At 41.3% G+C, this 19,615-nt stretch carries 17 protein-coding genes; 9 read left to right on the top strand and 8 right to left on the bottom strand.

Annotated elements, in window-relative coordinates; genetic code table 11:
- Nucleotides 1-286: 286 nt before the first annotated feature.
- Entirely contained in the window at nucleotides 287-2,164 is a 1,878-nt protein-coding gene (locus ACKTT2_RS13645) for a response regulator (RefSeq protein ID WP_407887650.1), read from the top strand.
- A 114-nt stretch (nucleotides 2,165-2,278) separates the two neighbouring features.
- On the opposite strand, the gene ACKTT2_RS13640 is transcribed toward ACKTT2_RS13645, so the two are convergent.
- Together ACKTT2_RS13640 and ACKTT2_RS13635 are read right to left on the bottom strand one after the other, a co-directional pair.
- Nucleotides 2,279-2,449 carry a hypothetical protein gene (locus tag ACKTT2_RS13640; RefSeq protein ID WP_407887648.1) on the bottom strand — a complete coding sequence of 57 codons (171 nt, stop codon included), beginning with the start codon at nucleotides 2,447-2,449 and terminating at the stop codon, nucleotides 2,279-2,281.
- Nucleotides 2,450-2,596: 147 nt separating this feature from the next.
- Nucleotides 2,597-2,815, bottom strand: a complete 219-nt coding sequence (locus ACKTT2_RS13635) for a hypothetical protein (RefSeq protein WP_407887646.1) — start codon at nucleotides 2,813-2,815, stop codon at nucleotides 2,597-2,599.
- Nucleotides 2,816-3,297: 482 nt separating this feature from the next.
- On the opposite strand from ACKTT2_RS13635, the gene uvsE reads away from it, so the two are divergent.
- On the top strand, nucleotides 3,298-4,305 hold the full coding sequence (gene uvsE / locus ACKTT2_RS13630) for a UV DNA damage repair endonuclease UvsE (RefSeq protein WP_407887644.1): 1,008 nt from the start codon (nucleotides 3,298-3,300) through the stop codon (nucleotides 4,303-4,305).
- A 54-nt stretch (nucleotides 4,306-4,359) separates the two neighbouring features.
- On the top strand, nucleotides 4,360-5,958 hold the full coding sequence (locus tag ACKTT2_RS13625; protein ID WP_407887642.1) for an Hsp70 family protein: 1,599 nt from the start codon (nucleotides 4,360-4,362) through the stop codon (nucleotides 5,956-5,958).
- Nucleotides 5,959-6,525: 567 nt separating this feature from the next.
- On the opposite strand, the gene ACKTT2_RS13620 is transcribed toward ACKTT2_RS13625, so the two are convergent.
- Nucleotides 6,526-7,035 (bottom strand): L,D-transpeptidase, encoded by a 510-nt coding sequence (locus tag ACKTT2_RS13620; protein ID WP_407887686.1) that lies wholly within the window; start codon nucleotides 7,033-7,035, stop codon nucleotides 6,526-6,528.
- A 207-nt stretch (nucleotides 7,036-7,242) separates the two neighbouring features.
- Between ACKTT2_RS13620 and ACKTT2_RS13615 the strand changes: the two genes are divergently transcribed.
- The 3 genes from ACKTT2_RS13615 (at nucleotide 7,243) to ACKTT2_RS13605 (ending at nucleotide 9,712) form a co-directional block, all read left to right on the top strand.
- Nucleotides 7,243-8,334 carry a WD40 repeat domain-containing protein gene (locus ACKTT2_RS13615; RefSeq protein ID WP_407887640.1) on the top strand — a complete coding sequence of 364 codons (1,092 nt, stop codon included), beginning with the start codon at nucleotides 7,243-7,245 and terminating at the stop codon, nucleotides 8,332-8,334.
- A 236-nt stretch (nucleotides 8,335-8,570) separates the two neighbouring features.
- Nucleotides 8,571-8,744 carry a hypothetical protein gene (locus ACKTT2_RS13610; RefSeq protein ID WP_407887638.1) on the top strand — a complete coding sequence of 58 codons (174 nt, stop codon included), beginning with the start codon at nucleotides 8,571-8,573 and terminating at the stop codon, nucleotides 8,742-8,744.
- Between the two features lie 629 nt (nucleotides 8,745-9,373).
- Complete coding sequence (locus tag ACKTT2_RS13605; RefSeq protein WP_407887636.1) at nucleotides 9,374-9,712, top strand: DUF760 domain-containing protein; 339 nt, start codon at nucleotides 9,374-9,376, stop codon at nucleotides 9,710-9,712.
- A gap of 136 nt (nucleotides 9,713-9,848) precedes the next feature.
- On the opposite strand, the gene ACKTT2_RS13600 is transcribed toward ACKTT2_RS13605, so the two are convergent.
- Nucleotides 9,849-10,172 (bottom strand): threonine dehydratase, encoded by a 324-nt coding sequence (locus tag ACKTT2_RS13600; protein WP_407887634.1) that lies wholly within the window; start codon nucleotides 10,170-10,172, stop codon nucleotides 9,849-9,851.
- Nucleotides 10,173-10,741: 569 nt separating this feature from the next.
- On the opposite strand from ACKTT2_RS13600, the gene ACKTT2_RS13595 reads away from it, so the two are divergent.
- The 3 genes from ACKTT2_RS13595 to ACKTT2_RS13585 all read left to right on the top strand — a co-directional run bounded on the left by ACKTT2_RS13595 (nucleotide 10,742) and on the right by ACKTT2_RS13585 (nucleotide 13,967).
- The gene (locus ACKTT2_RS13595) at nucleotides 10,742-11,479 is read left to right on the top strand and encodes a cytochrome c biogenesis protein CcdA (RefSeq protein ID WP_407887632.1); all 738 of its coding nucleotides are present in this window, start codon (nucleotides 10,742-10,744) and stop codon (nucleotides 11,477-11,479) included.
- A gap of 68 nt (nucleotides 11,480-11,547) precedes the next feature.
- On the top strand, nucleotides 11,548-12,960 hold the full coding sequence (locus ACKTT2_RS13590; RefSeq protein WP_407887630.1) for a cytochrome c biogenesis protein: 1,413 nt from the start codon (nucleotides 11,548-11,550) through the stop codon (nucleotides 12,958-12,960).
- 89 nt (nucleotides 12,961-13,049) lie between these two features.
- A complete protein-coding gene (locus ACKTT2_RS13585) occupies nucleotides 13,050-13,967 on the top strand; it encodes a competence protein CoiA family protein (RefSeq protein ID WP_407887628.1) in 918 nt (305 codons plus the stop codon).
- Between the two features lie 249 nt (nucleotides 13,968-14,216).
- On the opposite strand, the gene ftsH2 is transcribed toward ACKTT2_RS13585, so the two are convergent.
- The 4 genes from ftsH2 to gltX all read right to left on the bottom strand — a co-directional run bounded on the left by ftsH2 (nucleotide 14,217) and on the right by gltX (nucleotide 19,455).
- Nucleotides 14,217-16,103 carry an ATP-dependent zinc metalloprotease FtsH2 gene (ftsH2, locus tag ACKTT2_RS13580; protein ID WP_407887626.1) on the bottom strand — a complete coding sequence of 629 codons (1,887 nt, stop codon included), beginning with the start codon at nucleotides 16,101-16,103 and terminating at the stop codon, nucleotides 14,217-14,219.
- 308 nt (nucleotides 16,104-16,411) lie between these two features.
- On the bottom strand, nucleotides 16,412-17,212 hold the full coding sequence (locus ACKTT2_RS13575; protein ID WP_407887624.1) for a Uma2 family endonuclease: 801 nt from the start codon (nucleotides 17,210-17,212) through the stop codon (nucleotides 16,412-16,414).
- 47 nt (nucleotides 17,213-17,259) lie between these two features.
- On the bottom strand, nucleotides 17,260-17,763 hold the full coding sequence (locus tag ACKTT2_RS13570; protein WP_407887622.1) for a hypothetical protein: 504 nt from the start codon (nucleotides 17,761-17,763) through the stop codon (nucleotides 17,260-17,262).
- A 261-nt stretch (nucleotides 17,764-18,024) separates the two neighbouring features.
- A complete protein-coding gene (gene gltX / locus ACKTT2_RS13565; protein ID WP_407887620.1) occupies nucleotides 18,025-19,455 on the bottom strand; it encodes a glutamate--tRNA ligase in 1,431 nt (476 codons plus the stop codon).
- Nucleotides 19,456-19,615 lie beyond the last annotated feature (160 nt).

Below are 19,615 nucleotides of genomic sequence, written 5' to 3'. Positions count from 1 at the left end.
TTGATAACAATAGAACGAAAGAGTAAGATCGTTTAAGGAGATATTTATAATTTACACGCTTTACTGAGCTAAAACTTTAATGAAGTATTCACTATATATAGTAATCCTATTTTATTTGTGAAATAAAAGTAGGTAGGGCTAAAGCCCATTAATTAGGAGCGGGTGGTGGGCTTTAGCCCTACCTACGTACTTAATATTTTTCACAAAAGATTTATGATTCCTATACTTCAATTGAGTCTATTAATAATTTCTTAAGATTATTGACAATAGTTATTTAAAAACTCTTATGGTACTCGCATCAATGTTTATTCCCCACGGACACTGCTATCTTTGGCAACCAGAGTTAGTGGGATTGCATATTATTTCAGATGCTTTGACGGCAATAGCTTATTACTCTATTCCTTTCACCTTAACTTACATTGTTGAAAAGCGGCGCGATATTCCTTACAACTGGATTTTTCTCTTGTTTGGAGCTTTTATTGTTCTATGCGGTACAACCCACATCTTTGAAATTTGGACGCTTTGGTATCCCAACTACTGGTTATCTGGCTTTACAAAAGCAATTACTGCCTTAGTTTCCCTGTACACGGCTGTTGTGCTGGTTAAATTAGTGCCGCAAGTTTTGGTAATTCCTAGTGCTGCTCAGTTTGAAGCAGTGAAAAATGAAATCGTGGAACGCCAACGGGTGGAAGTGGAATTGCAAAAAGCTAAAGAAAATGCTGAGGCTGCCAATCGTGCGAAAAGTCGCTTCTTGGCTTCTATGAGTCACGAACTACGTACCCCCCTCAATAGTGTATTAGGTTTTACTCAAATTCTGCACCGAGATAGTTCTTTTTCTTCTGAATACAGGGAGTATATCAATATTATCCATCGTAGCGGTCAACACTTGCTGGAATTAATTAATGATGTGTTGGAAATGTCTAAGATTGAAGCAGGGAGAGTTAAGCTAAATATTAATACTTTCGATCTCTATCGCCTTATAGATAACTTGGAAGAAATGCTGCACTTGAAAGCCGCATCCAAGCAACTGACACTAACTTTTGATTGTGCATCGACAGTCCCTCAATATATCAGTACAGATGAGAGCAAATTACGTCAAATTTTACTAAATTTACTCAGTAATGCTATCAAGTTTACAGAAAGTGGTAGTGTAACTTTGCGTGTAAGACTGGCGACTGGCGACTGGGGAATGGCGACTGGGGGACAAACTACCCAGTCGCCATTCCCTAATCGCCATTCCCTTTATTTTGAAGTGACAGACACTGGTTCTGGTATCGCTCCTACAGAGATGAATTTACTGTTTGAAGCCTTTGAACAAACTTCTATTGGCAGACAAACAGCAGAAGGTACGGGATTGGGACTACCTATCAGCCGATTTTTTGTCAATATTATGGGTGGTGAAATGACCGTTAGCAGTATTGTGGGCGAGGGCAGTGTATTTGCTTTTAATATTCAGGTTGAAGTACCGCCCATAACACAGGTACAAACTAAATTATTTCAGAAACGAGTCAAGAGCCTTGCACCTAATCATCCAACCTATAGGTTGCTTATTGTAGATGATACTTGGGAACATCGCCAACTATTGCGATCGCTGCTTAAACCTGTGGGTTTTGAGATAAAGGAAGCAGAAAACGGTCAACAAGGTATAGAAATCTGGGAGAGTTGGAAACCTCACCTGATTTTTATGGATGTGCGAATGCCTGTCATGAATGGTTATGAAGCAACACAGCATATCAAAGCTACCTCTTTGGGGCAAGCTACTGCAATCATTGCTATTACAGCGAATGCGTTTAATGACGAGCAATCGCTAACCTTATCTGTAGGATGCGATGATTTTATCCGCAAGCCTTTTCAAGAGGAAGAAATTTTTGATAAACTTGCCCAACATTTAAATGTAAGTTATACTTACTTCGATTGCTTGCCTACAGAGCAAACATCACAAAATCGCTCTACTGGCTTAAGTTTAATCAAAAGAGATTTAGCAGTGATGCCAGAACAATGGGTGCAGCAGCTGTATGAAGCCGCTTCTGGAGGTAGTGACGAGCGTATTTTCCAGTTGATAACTCAAATTCCTACAGAGCAAGCTGCTCTAATCGATACTCTTCAACAACTGACAAGCGACTTTCGCTTTGACGAAATTATTAATGCTATAAAGCAGGCTTAGCAAATAATTATTCGTCACTTTTGTGAGGTGTATAAAGAAGGAATTAACCGCACCCTATAGCGGATGGACGCTGATGAATTGATACCTCAACAGATTAAGGAAATCTAGATTTGGTTATTCATTTTTAGGTGGATCTGATATGAGGTCATCAACATATTTTCTGAGAATATCTTGCCAATTTGGTATGGCTCTCAGTTTTTCCCTAACTCCTTTCCTGACTTTGAATTGAACGGGGTTTTTATCATAAGCTTCGCCTTCTTTCGGTTGGAATTTTTGGGTAGGCATAGTTAACTTATATTTTAATACCTAGTATACTAGATATCATTTTGAATAAGTTTCGTCAAATGTCAATTCTCATATGTCGCAAGGCTAAAAGCATTTATGTGTTGTGTGGTGTTACATTCAAGAATACGTGAAAAATTATACCTTAAATTATACCTTGGAAGTCGGTTTGAGAAATAGCCAAGCGACAAAGAAGGTAGCAGCCGTGAATAGTTGCGTTAAATCCAAGGCAGAAATATATCCATCTGAAAAAGATGCAATACTGCGATCGGTAATCCCAAAGAGCCAAGACGAGATACCAAAAAGCCAAATCCCATTCTTAAAATTACCCACAAATTGATTGGGGTTTGATGGTTGTTGGTTATTCATAGATTTTTTGTTCCAGTTGTAAAAAATTTGATGGTCAAGGAGACGTACCAGTTGATACGCACTTTTGTAAGCATTTCTTGGTTTGATGCTTGGACAAGCTCTAAATTTTTGGGTACTGACTCCTAGAGTTAAGTTACTCTTATATTAATAAATATTTACTACACTTGACAACAATACCAAAAGATATAACTACCCTATTGTATATTTCACAACAGAGAATAGCCCCTGTACTTTTCACTTAGAATTGTCGAATCCAGTCAAGATGCACTTTTTACGCTTATTAGATGTTTAATGTAACAATTATTAACTTAAGAAAATTTAATTTTCTGTAGAGATAGATACAATTTCTCATTTGTCACTGGTCATTTGTCACTGGTCACTGGTCACTGGTCACTGTTCGCTGAATTCTGTCTTTAGATACTGAGCAACTAGAGGCAGAAGTCAGTTAGATGGAAGTAGTGGAGTAATAGCGATATAAAATTATGTCAGCAGTGCAGGAATCAAAATCCCGATCGCGGATTGCAAATCATTCATCTAATGCACGACAGTTGCCAAAAACTAGGCAGGATGATGCGAGTTCCCCCATTGCAGCAACTGCGTCTCCACGCTTAGGGCTTGTTTGCATTACATTCTCCAAAGATGTTCGCTACCGAACCATAACGCGAACCCGCTACCTAGAACTTCCAGAAAATGAGCGTGAAACTGCTCTCAAAGTTATTTATCGAGACAACCTACAACGTTTGGATTTTGCATTAACTTTTTGCGTGCGAAACTCGATTCATCTTTACCGTATGCCATCCGGCTTATTTCCTATGAGCGACCTAGAAGATGAAGTCGGTGCAACTGTGTTGCAAAACATGAGTGCAGAGTTAGCAAAAATTGGACAAAGGGCAGAAAGAGTAGGCATTAGAATGGTGTTGCATCCAGACCAATATGTAGTGCTAAGTTCCGATTCACCGCAAGTCGTCGCATCAAGTATCAAAATTTTAGATCGTCACGCCCGCACGTTGGATTTACTATGCTTACCACGTTCTTCTTGGTCGTTGATGAATATTCATGGCGGAAAATCTCAACGAGCAGATCGACTTGTGGAGGTCATTTCAGGATTACCGGAGAAGATCAGAAGTCGATTAACTTTGGAAAACGACGAAAACGCTTACAGTGCTAGTGAAATTTTGGAAGTTTGCCAAAAAGCTCGCATTCCACTCGTATTCGATGCCCATCACCATATTTGCCATGAAAATTTAGAGAGTTATGACGACCCAAGTGTTGCTGAAATGTTTTACGCCGCACGAGAAACTTGGGATAACCCCGATTGGCAGTTAGTTCACATTTCTAATGGTGAAGAAGCATTCGGAGATAGAAAACACAGCGAGTACATTACGGCAATGCCGAGTGTATATAGAGAAGCACCTTGGATAGAAGTTGAAGCTAAACGAAAGGAAGAAGCAATAGCCCATTTGCGTACTTGGTGGGATATGGGAAAATAATTTTATTTGAAAGCTGGCAAAGTTTGTGTCTCCGCATGATTTAATTGAAAAAATATGGCAATAGCAATCGATTTTGGTACTAGTAACACGGTTATTGCTCGTTGGAACCCCGTTACGAAAAGCCCAGAAACTCTCAACCTACCAGGTTTATCGATTCAACAAAGTCTCAATCCACCTTTGATTCCTAGCTTGGTGTATGTTGAAGACGCTTCAAAGGGACAAGTTTTGGTCGGACAACAAGTGCGCGATCGCGGTCTCGATTTGAAAAACGAACCGCGATTTTTCCGGAGTTTCAAACGCGGTATCGGTGCGGATATTCAGGGATTCTTACCGGAATTAGATGGGCAAATCATTACCTTTGAACGAGTAGGGCAATGGTTTCTTTCTCAAGCGATCGAACAATTGGTATCCCTAGAAGGTGGAATTGATTCTTTAGTGTTAACTGTACCTGTTGATAGCTTTGAAACCTACCGTCACTGGTTGGGAAAAGTTTGTCAAGCCCTTCCTGTAGAGCAAGTGCGAATGCTAGATGAACCGACTGCTGCTGCTTTAGGTTATGGTATGACAGACCAAGAAACTCTTTTGGTTATTGACTTTGGCGGTGGAACATTGGATTTATCCATAGTACAGTTGGATCGAATCGTAAAAGAGACTCAAAAGCCTTTAGGATTTATACTTAAGTGGGGCAATAAGTCTTTAGCAGAAGATTCCAAGCAAAAGGTAAAAACGGCTCGCGTTTTAGCAAAGGCAGGGCAAAATTTAGGCGGTACTGATATCGATAATTGGTTGCTGGATTACTTTGCCAAAACTCAAGAGATACCAATTAGTCCTTTAACAACGAGATTAGCGGAAAAGATAAAAATTCAACTCTCGTCTCAAACTCAAGCAAGCGAAGTTTATTTCAATGATGAGACGTTTGAGAGTTATGAATTAGAACTCAACCGCGAGGTATTGGAAAACATTCTTAAAGAAAATTCCTTTTTTGAACGTCTTGATGAATCTATGACTTCTTTGTTGCAACAAGCGCGACGCCAAGGAATAGAAGTCTCAGATATTAATGCGGTTTTATTAGTTGGTGGTACAGTACAATTACCTGCCGTTCAAACATGGGTGAAGCAGTATTTTGCTCCGGAAAAAATTCGTTGCGAACGTCCTTTTGAAGCCATTGCCCAAGGAGCTTTGCAGCTGGCTCGAGGTGTAGAACTTAAAGATTTTCTTTACCACAGTTATGGCGTTCGCTATTGGGATCGCCGTAATAGCCGTCATAACTGGCATCCAATTATTAAAGCGGGACAACCTTATCCCATGGCGCAACCAGTGGAGTTGATTTTAGGTGCTTCTGTGGATAATCAGCCTAGCATTGAGTTAATCATGGGTGAATTGGGTGCAGAAACTGGTGGTACAGAAGTTTATTTTGATGGCGATCGCCTGATTACTCGCCGTCTTGGTAGCAGCGAAAGCAGCGTCAAACCCCTGAATGATAAAGATGGCGCAAGAACTATTGCTCAACTGACACCACTAGGACATCCGGGAAGCGATCGCGTCAAAATTCTTTTTTTAGTTGACGAGGAGCGCTTTTTACGGATTACAGTTGAAGATTTATTGAGCAATGAGATGCTGTTAGAAAATCAACTTGTTGCACAATTAAGTTAGTTAGTGGTTGGTGGTTAGTTGTTAGTTGTTATACTGTAACCGGCTAACAACTGTTCTTTTTTGAATGGTTTCATAGTATTTGTAGGGGCGCAAGGCATTGCGCCCCTACGACTATTCACAATTGTTGAAAAGTCAGTTTCTAAACCTTTTTTGGTATTACAAATACACGTAGGTAGGGCTATGCCACACATTCGCGCTTTGGTAGGTATTGCCCACCCTACCTATCCAACTCATAAAATCAGAACTCATAAAACCAGAATAGTAGCTATTCACCGCTAACCACTAACCAACAACCAAGTATTATGTAATTTTACGTAAACAACAAATTGAAATTAAGATTTAGTGAAGGAAGCCTTTTATACTTGATAACTTTCTGAGAAATCCATATTTTATAAGAGATATTTCAGTGTATAACAGTTCATGCAAATTCTTATGAGAGAGTACCCCTTATGGAGGGGTAGCTGCTGTTTGTTAATCTCTATGCATAAATTGGTAAACCGTATGTTGTCAAATGTACATAGATGATTGAAAGCAGTACTTGGAATCTACGCTAGTTTGTTGCCCCTATTACTTTTGCACTACCACTGGTGTCCCTATAGATGCCCACTTGAATAACCATTTAGCATGGTTGGGTGCTAAATTAACACATCCGTGACTAACTGGGGTTCCAAATCTACGATGCCAGTATGCTCCATGAATTGCATAACCTCCACTATAGTACATAGCGTGTGGAACATTAGGAACATCATAGTCGCTACCGCGCATTCGGGTAGACTTGTGCTTGGATTGAATTTTAAAAACACCAGTACGAGTTGGAGTAGATTTTTTACCTGTCGAAACGACAATTGCGTACACGGGTTTGTTTCCTTCCCAAGCCACTAACTTTTGTTCTGAAAGCTTAACCTGAATCCAACGCTGAGTAGATTGTCGTAACGTCTGTATTTGTTGTTTGATAACTTGAGATTTTGATTGTGCCAAAACCTCACCTGATGCAGCAGCAGAAACATTCAGAGCTAAGACTGCACCAGTCAGTAATTTCAAGGGACGTACCCAAATAGGAGAGAGCGAGCTTTTCATGGCAGACATGCTTCCATAATAGAGTTGGGAAAACGGTTTACCTGTCTCCTATACTGCCCAGTTTATAGCTGTAACATATCTATTGTCACTCGCTAGACCTGAAGACAGGTTTGAACTCATAGGAATGACCTGCTGTAGTCTAAAGCGTGCCTACAGCTAAAAGAAATGTTTGCCGAAGAACGGCGGCTATACAGAAGGATCATTTTTATGATTATGATTTTACAATCTATGTTTTCTAAAAAAGTGTTAGCAGGGTTAGGAATAACCAGTGTAGTAGCTACTATGAGTTTAGGTTGGGCAAAATTGCCCTCCCGACCAAGAATATGTGTTTCATCACTTCAAGATGCCTTGACGACTAGTGTGTCCATCACTCTTAAAGGTCATACAGCTGAGATTTATACAATAGCAATGAGCGAAGATGGTGAAATCCTAGCTAGTGGTAGTTATGACGGCACTATTAAGATTTGGAAGTTGCACGCAAGCAAAAACAAATTACTCTTTACCATCGCTGCTCATACTGATGCAGTTAAATCTCTGGCTATTAGTTCTGATGGTACTACCCTCGCTAGTGGTAGCTGGGATAACCAGATTAAGTTATGGAATCTCAAAACTGGCAAAAGAATTCGTACTCTTTCAGGACATTCAGACGATGTTGAATCTGTGGACTTTAGCCCGGATGGAAAAACTGTCATCAGTGGCAGTTGGGATAAAACGATCGCATTGTGGAACGTAAAAACCGGAAAAGTCATTCGCCGTTTGAACCAGAAAGAAGTTGTGAGAACGATCGCGATTAGTCCTGACGGACAAGTTATTATAAGCGGCACGGAAAATGGAAAAATCGCGATTTGGGAAGGTTCAACAGGAAAGTTAAAAACAACCTTGACCTCCCACGATAAATTTGTGTCCGCCATCGCCTTCAGCCCTGATGGAAAAACCTTTGCCAGTGCGAGTCAAGACCGAAAAATTAAGTTATGGAGTACTGAAACGGGCAAACTGCAACAGACACTCACTGGACATGAGAATACAATTTTATCCGTTGCTTTTAGCACAGATGGGCAGACTCTTGCCACTAGTGGTTACGATCGAGATATCAGGTTATGGGATGTTCAAACTGGACAGTTATTGGAGACCCTTACAGGACATGAGAAAGCAGTTTGGTCTGTTGTTTTTCGTCCCAAAACTAAAATGCTTGTGAGTGCTAGTGCGGATGAAACTATTAGAATTTGGCAATTTCCACTATTGCAAGAAGGCAGTCGCAATGAAAAAATTTCACTGCCAAGCATGAAAAAGCTAAAGTAGGTAGGGCTGTGCCGCACATTCAATATTGTAAGGCATTGCCCTACCTACGTTCTATTTTCAAGTCAGAGGAAGGCAGAAGGTAGAAAAAGTTGAGAATTGGAGAACTGGCCACTGTTAAAGAAGTAATCAACCTTTTTATACAGATTGTTGATAAGCCAAAAGTTAGATGAAGTTTTTTATTGTTGAAGGAAACTAGAAAATAAATAGACATTAACAATAAACATCAATAAAAAGCCATGACAACTAACAAAACCACAAATTCTAACAACACAATCTCTCAAGGCGAAGACCAAAATAAAGAAGCCTTAAATAAGAAAACATCCGTACAATTTGTAACAAGCGCTACAATAGGAATAGTAGTTATTATCCTTCTTGCGGCAAGCGCGTATTTCGGAATCATCAAGTTTTAATTTGGTATTAGCAAGAAGTAGAAGGAACCGTCAGTTGAAGGTTCGGTTAGGCTCACTGAATCTCAATAAGAAACTGCTAAATTAGTATGTAGAAGTACACATAACTATAGAAATTGCAGGTTTCTACCGTCAGCGCCCCGTACTAAAGTAACGGGGCTTCGCGCCCCCTAATTTTAGTTAGCTGACCGCGATTTAGTTCTTAACTGAACTACGTTATTGGCGAGAGTTAAAGTCTCACCTACAGATGCTGGGCTGTGTCTGTAGCCCTGAAACTGAGTGATTAAACAGATTTACAAGGGGTAAGTCAGTGTCGCTCGGAAAGTACCGACCAATAACTTTGTGCAGGTACGATTACTCCCGCAAGGAAAGGCTCTTTTGAGCAAAACCATTATGCGTACAGGTGAGACCAGCCCTGTAGAAAGGTATCCTTTCGGAGGGGACTGGCGAACCCGAAGGGGTTACAAAATATCAACTTGTAACTGCCCAAGTGAAAGTAGATTGCAAAACTACACGGTATCAAGTAACCCCAAGGCGGTAATGGAGTGAAGACGGCTAATAAATTAGCCCGTGTCTCGTTTCCTACGCAGGTCTAAAGACGCAAGGTTTCCCACGCTCCCGGAGATTTTTAGATGAATAATCTGTCAGATCTTAACCCAGAGTATTTTGGTAGTGAAGTGTCAGATGGAGACGTATTGTGGCAATACGTTCAATCCATGAGCCCTGACACCATTGCCCAACTTTCCAAACCTTCATCTCCCGAAGTGCTTCAAGCAATGGAACGCACAATTATTACTATGTTGGGAGGTCTGCCTTCAGAACACTTCAATGTTACCATCACAACAAGTCGCGACAACCTTGGAAAGCTGCTTGCTGCTGCAATGATGAACGGTTACTTTTTACGGAACGCTGAAAATCGGATGGTCTTTGAAAAGGCTTTACAAAGTGCAGATGCTCGCTCAGAAGATTAATAACAACTTTTTTGTGGGCGATTCAATGGGGGCGAAAACGACTCCCGCATTTTTTTTGGAGAGCTCGTCGCATTCATTTAGTGCTTTCATTGGTTGTAAAGACGCCTATTGAAGCGTCTTTACATACAAACTTTCCTTAGTCTTTCTTGACGTCTCGAGCCATATTAAGAAAGTAGTCCATTTCAGGGTTAGGACGGCGGTAACGAGTTTTGGTTTGTGTTTCGTTTGTTTTTGCAGGTTTGGATTCTGTTATTTTTGATGGCTCTGTTATACCGCGCTTTATTCCCTGTGCTGTATCTGGTTCTAAGAAATATTGAGAATTGGAATTGGAAAACCCAAACAGCTTAGCAAAAAAATTCTTAATGCTACTGAAGAAATTCGAGAGACCTCTAAATAGAAATCCGAAAAAAGCTTCAAAGCGTATAAAAGTATTTTGAATAACTTGTATTAAACGTGACATGGTAGCGTCCCCTATAGCTACTATGTATTTAGTATAGCTAAAAAATATTGCACTTTGGAAAATGTTGTAGGTCATTCTACAGTTGTAAATTAATGAAATATAGCAATCCTAAGAGATTTCCAAGATATAAATTATCCATCTTGTGGAACGGGCGTCCTCGCCCGTTCTATACTGGTGGCGGGCGGGACGCTCCGCACCACAAGAGAAAGTTGTATATTTTTTGATTTGGAAGTCCCTAATTGAATTATCAGAAAACACGTAATCAGATAATCCAAGATAGATGTAAAATTTAATTCATTCTTGGCAAATCTAATTCGCGGCTATACAAACGAAACCAGACGAGCGCTGGTTTCTTTAAGAAAGTCCACTTACGTGGACTTTGTTTTTATAGGTGCGAATTATATTCGCTAAGAGCGCTCGTAAGTTTCTTAGAAATGATTAATGATTTAGGATTGCTATATAAATATAGGAACCATAAATCATTTATGAAAAAATCAAACAATGCCAAGCAATATTCAAAGTAAGCTAAAATGCAAGCAGAATAAGCGTTTCTCCCTTTGAAAAGCCTCATGCTTGAAATCCTGCAAACTCGACTGTATGAACTAGAACAATTTGCAAATGCCCTCGTAGCCAACCAACTGACTCATTTGACGTGGGTAAGTGTAGGTATTATTTTCATTGCAGGATTGCTCACCAGTCTCACGCCCTGTATGCTTTCCATGCTGCCAATTACCATCGCCTACATTGGTGGTTATGAAGCAAAAAGTCGTTGGCAAGGTGTTGCTCAGTCAACTTGGTTTGCTTTGGGATTGGCAACTACACTTGCTGGGCTAGGTATTATAGCAGCTTTAGTTGGTAAAGTTTACGGTCAAGTGGGTCTTGGCTTACCAATTATTGTCAGTATTATTGCTATTCTCATGGGGTTAAACTTGCTTGAAGCTTTACCCCTGCAATTGCCTTCTTTTGGCGGGACAGATTGGATTTCTCAAGAATTACCCCAAGGAGTACGAGCATATTTCATAGGTCTTAGTTTTGGTGTCGTTGCTTCTCCTTGCAGTACTCCTGTTTTAGCTAGTTTGTTGGGTTGGGTTGCTCAAACACAAGACTTAGTTTTAGGTGCTGTTTTGCTCCTTTGTTATACAGCGGGTTATGTTGTTCCTCTAATTTTGGCAGGTACTTTTACAGCTTCTATAAAGAAATTACTAGAGTTACGCCGTTGGTCTAGTTGGATTAATCCAGTCAGTGGTGCGTTGTTGATAGGATTTGGCGTGTTTTCCTTGATGTCTCGGCTTCCACTAATGCAGTGACCACCTGACCACCTGACAAGTAACCAGTGACCAGTGACCAATGACCAGTGACCAGTGACGAATAAAAAATGACTATAGAAAATCCAGTTTCTGAAAAAACTTCTATATGGGTAGTACTAGGGCGCGTGCTGCGACAAGAGTTCTTACCCGTGTTGACAGATTTGCGCTTGGCAATTTTGATGTTACTTGCGATCGCACTCTTTAGCGTCAGTGGTACTGTTATAGAGCAAGGTCAATCAGTGGCATTCTACCAAGCTAACTACCCAGAACATCCAGCCCTCTTTGGTTTTCTCACATGGAAAGTCATCCTCATTCTGGGCTTAGACCATGTTTATCGAACCTGGTGGTTTTTGGCATTGCTCATCTTTTTTGGCACTAGCTTAACAGCCTGTACCTTTACTCGTCAGTTACCTGCTTTAAAAGCTGCCCAAAGATGGAAATATTACGAAGAACCCCGTCAATTTCAAAAACTAGCTCTAAGTGCAGAATTTGATAATGTAGAAACTGGACGTGCAACGACTCTACAAACTCTACTGCAAAAACGCGGTTACAAAGTTTTTCAAGAAAAAGAAAATACTCTCTACGCCCGCAAAGGAATTATTGGGCGCATTGGACCGATTGTGGTTCACATTGGAATTGTCCTGACTCTCCTGGGTGGCATTTGGGGCGCTATGACTGGATTTGTTGCCCAAGAAATAGTAGCTAGCGGCGATACATTTCAAGTAAAAAATATCATCGATGCTGGACCTTTTGCATTGGCTCGAATCCCCAAAGATTGGTCAGTGCGCGTCAATCGCTTTTGGATTGACTATACCTCCACTGGAGGGATCGACCAATTTTACTCGGATTTGTCTGTTATAGACAATCGAGAACAAGAAGTTGACCGCAAGACAATTTACGTTAACAGTCCGCTTCGCTATCATGGCGTTACCTTCTATCAAACTGATTGGGGAATTGGTGCCATTCGAGTCAAACTTAATAACAGCCCAGTCTTTCAAATTCCTATGGCACCACTCAATACTAATGGTCAAGGAAGGATTTGGGGAACGTGGATTCCTACCAAACCAGATTTAAGTGCTGGTGTATCCATACTGGCAAAGGACTTGCAAGGAATGGTACTTATTTACGATGCAAGTGGTAAGCTAATTGATACAGTTCGCGCTGGAATGGCTACTCAAGTTAATGGTGTCACTTTAAAAATACTGGAAATTGTAGGCAGTACTGGCTTACAAATAAAAGCAGATCCGGGAATACCCATTGTTTATAGTGGTTTCGGCTTATTGATGCTAGGTGTCGTCATGAGTTACTTTTCCCACTCTCAAATTTGGGCATTACAAAAAGATAGTCGCTTATATGTAGGCGGAAAAACCAACCGCGCCCAAGTCACTTTTGAGCGAGAAATGCTGGAAATATTGGATACTTTGAATTTACCATCTAACGATGAAAAGAAAACGGTATCAGTGGAACCTCAATCAGTTTAAGTTCGCCCAAAGATGAAGCAGCGCGTTGCGGAGGGTTCCCCCCGTTGAAGCGCCTGCCGTCGCAAAGGGCGTTAAATTGGGAGGTTTTCATGTGGTTGAAATATGGTACAGATGAAGATAAGACATTGGTAAGTATTGAAGAGGTCTCTAGAGGAAAGACCTCACTTAAATGTCCTTATTGCGACCAAGGTCTAACTGCTAAAAAAGGCAAGATGAAGGAGCATCATTTTGCTCATAATGGAGAAACCTGTCGTCCTGTGAAATCTCAAGAATTTCCAGTTCTGCCACTTTACGACACTTTCAACATACAGTTATCTGGTAAGGATTTGGAACAATTAAAACGGCTTTGGAAAGAGTATGACTCACAAAATTACTTAATAAGTCTAGACTTAGTTCCCTCTAATTTGATTCGAGCAGGATTATTACGAAAAAATGTTTCTACTCGTCCGTCAGGATATGAATTTACCAATCTCGGTAAAATTCCTGTTGGAGCATTAGAATTGTCACTCTTTAACGAAGTACAAGAGCCACTATTACTTAAAAAATTAATGAAGTTAGAGTTAGCTGTAGAACACGCTCAGCACAAAAATACGGTTGATTTACACTACAAGCTCACTGATTTAAAACTGTACTGCGTTCAACTCAAACGTATCCTCTCCTGTCAGTTGTACTTTTTAAAGATTCATACAATTAAAGAAACTTTATATAAGATAGGAGTCACCGAGCAACCTATTTCAGAGCGATTGGCACAGATAAAAAGAGATTTACTTGCTCATTACCAAAGTGTTGATATAGAGGTGTTAGGAACTTGGGAACATCGGGGAAATGTAGAATTGTACTTCAAACACCGCTATCAAAATTTTAACTATCCTATTGGGAATTTAACTGAGTACTACAAATTCAATTCGCGAGACAGCAAAATTGTGCTAGGTGACCTACAACAAATGAAGCCTAAAGTCCTCTCTTCAACGGAATGGGATATCCTTAAAGGTAAATTTCGTATTTGAAGCGGAAAGTTTCAGTTTCAAGAGATATCGAATCTGTGTAACGATAGTAGAATTGTTACTATAGCGGTTTTCAATAGGGTACGATACATAAAAATTTATGGAACCGCAGATAAACGCAGATGAACGCGGATAAGGATAATCTATACTTTCTTTAAGTGAAAACTTCTAGATTGTACAAAAAAGGGTGTAACAATATACACCCTTACTACCTGATAGAAATCATTTATGATTTGTGAAAAAATTTTGAAATTACAGTGTAGGAATAAACTGCTGCTTCTCAGGTACGGTTGTGTATTCAGCTACAATTTGCCGGAATTCCTCACCGTCAATGCTTTCTTTCTCAATCAGTAAATCTACGAGTCTATCCATAACAGTACGATTATCTCGTACAATCTGTTTTGCTGATTGGTAGCACTCTTCTACAATGACGCGAACTTGAGAATCAATGCGAGCGGCAATGGATTCTGAATATTCAGATCTGGTCATCCAATCACGACCTAAGAAAACTTCACCCGTTTGACTTTCTAAGGACACTGGACCTAAATCGGACATTCCAAATCGCGTTACCATTTGTCTTGCCATTCCGGTGACTTGTTGCAAGTCGCCACCCGCACCAGTGGTAACTTCAGCAGCACCAAAGATGATGTCTTCAGCAGCACGACCACCCAAAGCACCAGTGATTCTAGCTTTAAGTTGCGATCGCGTAATCAGCCCTTGTTCTTCATTAGGAATAAACCAAGTTAGACCTTGTGCTTGTCCTCGTGGAATTAGAGTAACTTTTTGCACTGGATCGTGGTCTTTGAGCAGTGTACCAACAATCGCGTGTCCGATTTCATGATAGGCAATCAAACGCTTGCTCTTGCTATCAACCAATGGCGTTCCTTCCATACCAGCCACAACCCGGTCTACTGCATCATCAATTTCTGTATTGGTGATGGCATCTTTACGGCGTCTTGCAGTCAGAATAGCAGCTTCATTGAGCAAGTTAGCCAAATCTGCACCAGTAAATCCAGGACAGCGACGGGCAATTGTTTCTAAGGAAACGCTAGGATCTAGTTTCTTATTACGAGCGTGGACTTTTAAAATTTCCAAACGTCCTTTGATGTCAGGAGCATCCACAATCACTTGTCTGTCAAAACGTCCGGGACGCAACAGGGCTGCATCGAGTACATCAGGACGGTTTGTAGCAGCGATAATAATGATGCCAGTGTTACCCTCAAAGCCATCCATTTCGGTGAGTAATTGGTTGAGAGTTTGCTCGCGTTCGTCGTTTCCGCCACCGATTCCTGCACCCCGTTGACGTCCTACAGCGTCAATTTCATCAATAAAGATGATACAAGGAGCATTATCTTTTGCTTTTTTAAACAAATCGCGGACTCGTGAAGCACCGACCCCAACAAACATTTCCACAAATTCGGAACCGGAAATGCTAAAGAACGGTACGCCAGCTTCACCTGCAATTGCTTTCGCCAACAGTGTTTTACCTGTTCCTGGAGGACCAACTAGCAGCACTCCTTTAGGAATGCGTGCGCCAACTGCAGTAAATTTCTCTGGCTGTTTCAGGAAGGTAACAACTTCTTGTAGTTCCTCTTTCGCTTCTTCAATACCAGCAACATCATCAAACTTGACTCCGGTTTTTGCCTCCATTTGGAAACGTGCTTTTGATTTACCAAAGTTCATTGCTTGACCGGGACCACCTGGTAGGTTGCTAGAACGACGGAACAGGAAAAACAATCCGGTAATCAATAAGACAGGAAAAACAAGGTTTCCTAACAGTCCCCAAATTGCTCCATCATTTCGCATGGGGTGAGCGTCAAAACTCACTCCTTTCTCTTTAAGCTTTCTAATCAATTCAGGAGCACTCGCTGGTAAGTCTACCCGCACTCTCTGTACGCGGTTATCCAATTCTGGATCGACGGCTTCCACAATTGCCGTTCTGCCACCTTCATATAGATCGACGCCTGTCACGCGATTGGCATCTAAGTATTCTAGAAAGCGACCATAAGTCATGCGAGTGCTGGCTGCATTCTTACTTAGGTCGGTTGGAGCACCCGAAAACGCGCCCTGCCAAAAGAAAAAGCCAATTACCAATGCTGGCAATGTCCAGAGTATTAAAACTCTCCAGGAAAATTTCATTTTTGTTTGCCTCTAGATAGTGCAGCAGCCCAAAAATAGAGCTTTTTAATCAATGTTTTTATATTTATGTGTCAAAGCAACAGCTGCCCGCCTGTTAGGCGAGATGCAATAACTGAGACAACATTCATAATCTTAATTAAATTTAACTTAATTTTGCCCCCTTGTACTATATCTATTTGGCGTGAAACCACACTTGACTCACGGCAAGATATATACTGAATGCTAAATTCAGGCAATTGATTTCTTTTTTATTAAATTTCGTCAGGATTTATTCCTTGCGATCGCCTTTGGCGCAAGCCGTACCCGGCTTATCGCAATAGCTCGGCTAACTTTGCCGCCCGTTGCTCGGCTTGAGATGCTCGTTGTTCGGATTGAGACGCCCGTTGCTCGGCTTGAGATACCCGTTGCTCGGCTTGAGATGCTAGTTGTTCGAGTTCCTGAGAAGTTAACAAGCGTTCGCCCGTTTGAGCATCTACCATGACAACTCGACCATCTTGAAGCCCGATCGATAACCCGACTGTCTCAAACAAAATAAGTCCGTCTTCGTCAGGAGTTAGTGGTAAATACTGACCATCAACCAAGCGATAACCCAAGACTTCCTCAATCGTTTGTTTGCGTTGCTTGCGTCTGTCAAAGATTAAATACTCTCGTACTCCAGCACGAGCATACTGTTTGACCTTGGTTTCCCGATCTTCTTTACCGTAGCGAGGAGAAACAACTTCCACAATTAACCCAGGACGAACTCCTTCATCCGGAACAACAAACTCAGTACGGACTTGCTCTTTGTTCTGCAATCCAAAAACAACGAAGGTGTCGGGACAGTGGTTTTTCAAATCTGGAGTTCCCCACTTAACAATTAAATCTCGAAAAACTCCTGTTGTGCGATCGTTAGCGTAGCGGCGAGTCAGTATATCCTTAACACTACCTGCTATATCCTCATGAAAAGTACTGTTGGGCAAGCGATATCCTTCTTGTGGGTGAAGAAACTCTTCTGATGTCAGAGGGATTCTAAAATAATCTTCGCTACCATCTGGCTGAGTTACAATTTCAGTACGCCAGCCCCGTTCAGTAAAATCTTCTGATAAATCCTGAGATACCGTAACTGTCATAGTTATCCCTCCCTACTGGTCACTGGTCACTGGTTACTGCTCACTGATTATTTACTTGATTGGGTAATGCGTAGCGTATAAGGAAGATACTTGTCCTTTGTATAAGACCCAATCCAAATATTGTAGCTTCCTGGCAACCACTCACCCAGAATCCCAGGATTTTTGTTATCAAAATCGTCATTACACCAAACGCCGCCAGGTCCTTGAATAATTAACGTGGTATCTTCCGGGCTTTCTACTTGCAATTTTAAATAATCAAACTTATTTGTTAACTCTAATGTATGGTCTGGTTTTTCATCAAAAAACCCCGTACACGAACCTGTAGGAGTTTCTCCCTTGCCAACAAGTTGCTTCCCTGGTATGGAACCGCCACTCATACCGCGAACTGTCATTGGATCTGGAGAAACTTTGTGACTAATAGTCATATCCCCAAAGATTGGAGGTGGTGTTTCTTGTTGAGCATCAGCTGTTGTAGTATTTACTGAAGCGATCGCAATTGCTGCGACTGCCAAAGAAATTCTTATCCCTTGATTTATAACTTTTATCAACATCTGAATTACACATTTTCTTAAGTACTTCTTATGACGTTAATTTTACATAAAAAGTTCCCAATACGAGGGTATGTAGATCGCGTTTTTACAAAAAAGTTATAAAAACGTTCCGGATTTTTAGTCAACCAGAAGAAGTGATACGAACTAGAACTCCAGACCACCCCTCGATCCGGTGGCTCCTACCTCTCCTCGTTCCCAGGTAGAACCTGGGAACGAGAGGAACGAGAGGAACGAGAGGAAAAACTGCTCTGTATGGGTAGTTTAGACTGCTTGAAGCAAACGTCGCTTATCCAAACCAATTTTATTAAGCAGCAGCCAGGATTGGATGAGATCCGGACCGTGCAAATCTCCTGTTAACCCAGCCCTGAGAGAACGCATAACCAAACCTTTTTTGACGTTTTGCTCCTTCACAACTTGCTTAATCAATTCTTGAGCGCTAGCTTCTGTCAACTGCTGATTATCCAAAGCATCTACAATCCACTTGAGAGTAGCAGCAGAACCTTCTTGCTTTAATTGTGCTTGTGCTTCCTCACTAAATTCAACTGTATCTACAAAAAAGAGTTGTGAAATTGAGACTGCATCTGTCAAGCGAGTAAGACTCGGACCAATTAAAGTGACTAACTGTTCCAACCAAGGACGATCGCGTCCTCCTGTCAATTGGTATCCTGCTTCTTCCCAAAAGGGGATTACGAAATCTGTGAGCTTATCAACAGGCATATTATGAATGTACTGACTGTTAATCCAGTCCAATTTTGCCCAATCAAATTTTGCCCCTGCTTTATTGACTCGCTCAAAGCCAAACACTTTGGCTGCTTCCTCTAAGGTGAAAAGTTCTTGAGTTGAGTCTGGGGGAGACCAACCTAATAGTGTCATATAATTCACCAACGCCTCAGAGGTAAAGCCCATTTGCTTAAAGTCAAAAATAGATGTTACTCCATCTCGCTTGGAAAGCTTACGTCCTTCTTGGTTGAGAATAAGGGGTGTGTGGGCAAACTCTGGGACTTTGGCACCAAAAGCTTCATATATAAGTATTTGTTTGGCGGTATTAGCAATATGGTCTTCGCCTCGAATTACGTGAGTGATTTGCATATCTATGTCATCAATCACTACAGCAAAGTTGTACAGGGCTACACCGATATCATCGGCGGCTGCACGAGCAATGACCATATCACCACCTAGATCGTTCCCCCGCCAAAGCATCTTGTCACGGACTAGATCGTTCCAGACAATTTCGCGATCGTCATCAATCTTGAACCGAATTACAAAGCTTCGCCCTTCTGAAGTGAAAGCTGCTTCTTGTTCTGGGGAGAGATTTCGGTGACGGTTATCGTAACGGGGAGCTTCTCCTCTCGCTTTCTGCGCTTCTCGCAGCGCTTCTAGTTCTTCTGCAGTAGTGTAGCAGCGATAAGCCAATCCCTTATCTAAAAGTGTTTTAACTGCTTGTTTGTACATTTCCAAACGCTCGGTTTGGAAAAATGGCCCTTCATCCCAAGTCAGCCCCAGCCAGCGCAATCCCTCAAGGATGTTATCTGTATATTCGGGACGCGATCGCTCGACATCTGTATCTTCTATTCTCAAGATAAATTGACCGTCATGATGGCGGGCGAACAACCAGTTAAAAACGGCTGTTCTTGCTGTACCAATGTGTAAATTCCCAGTTGGGCTGGGAGCAATACGGACTCTAACAGTCACTGGAAGTTCTCTCTTTTATCTAACGCACAACTTTTGTAGCTTATACCACTATAAGAAACAAGCGCTGATTCCAAATCACTTTCAATTCAGTACTCAGCACTTGTTTCTTCTAAAGTTTAACGGGACTGACGGGGCTCGAACCCGCAACTTCCGCCGTGAC

This window comes from Scytonema hankhaensis NUACC26, assembly GCF_045865695.1.
Taxonomy (GTDB): Bacteria; Cyanobacteriota; Cyanobacteriia; order Cyanobacteriales; family Nostocaceae; genus Scytonema.
This window is presented reverse-complemented; position numbering and strand designations above follow the sequence as displayed.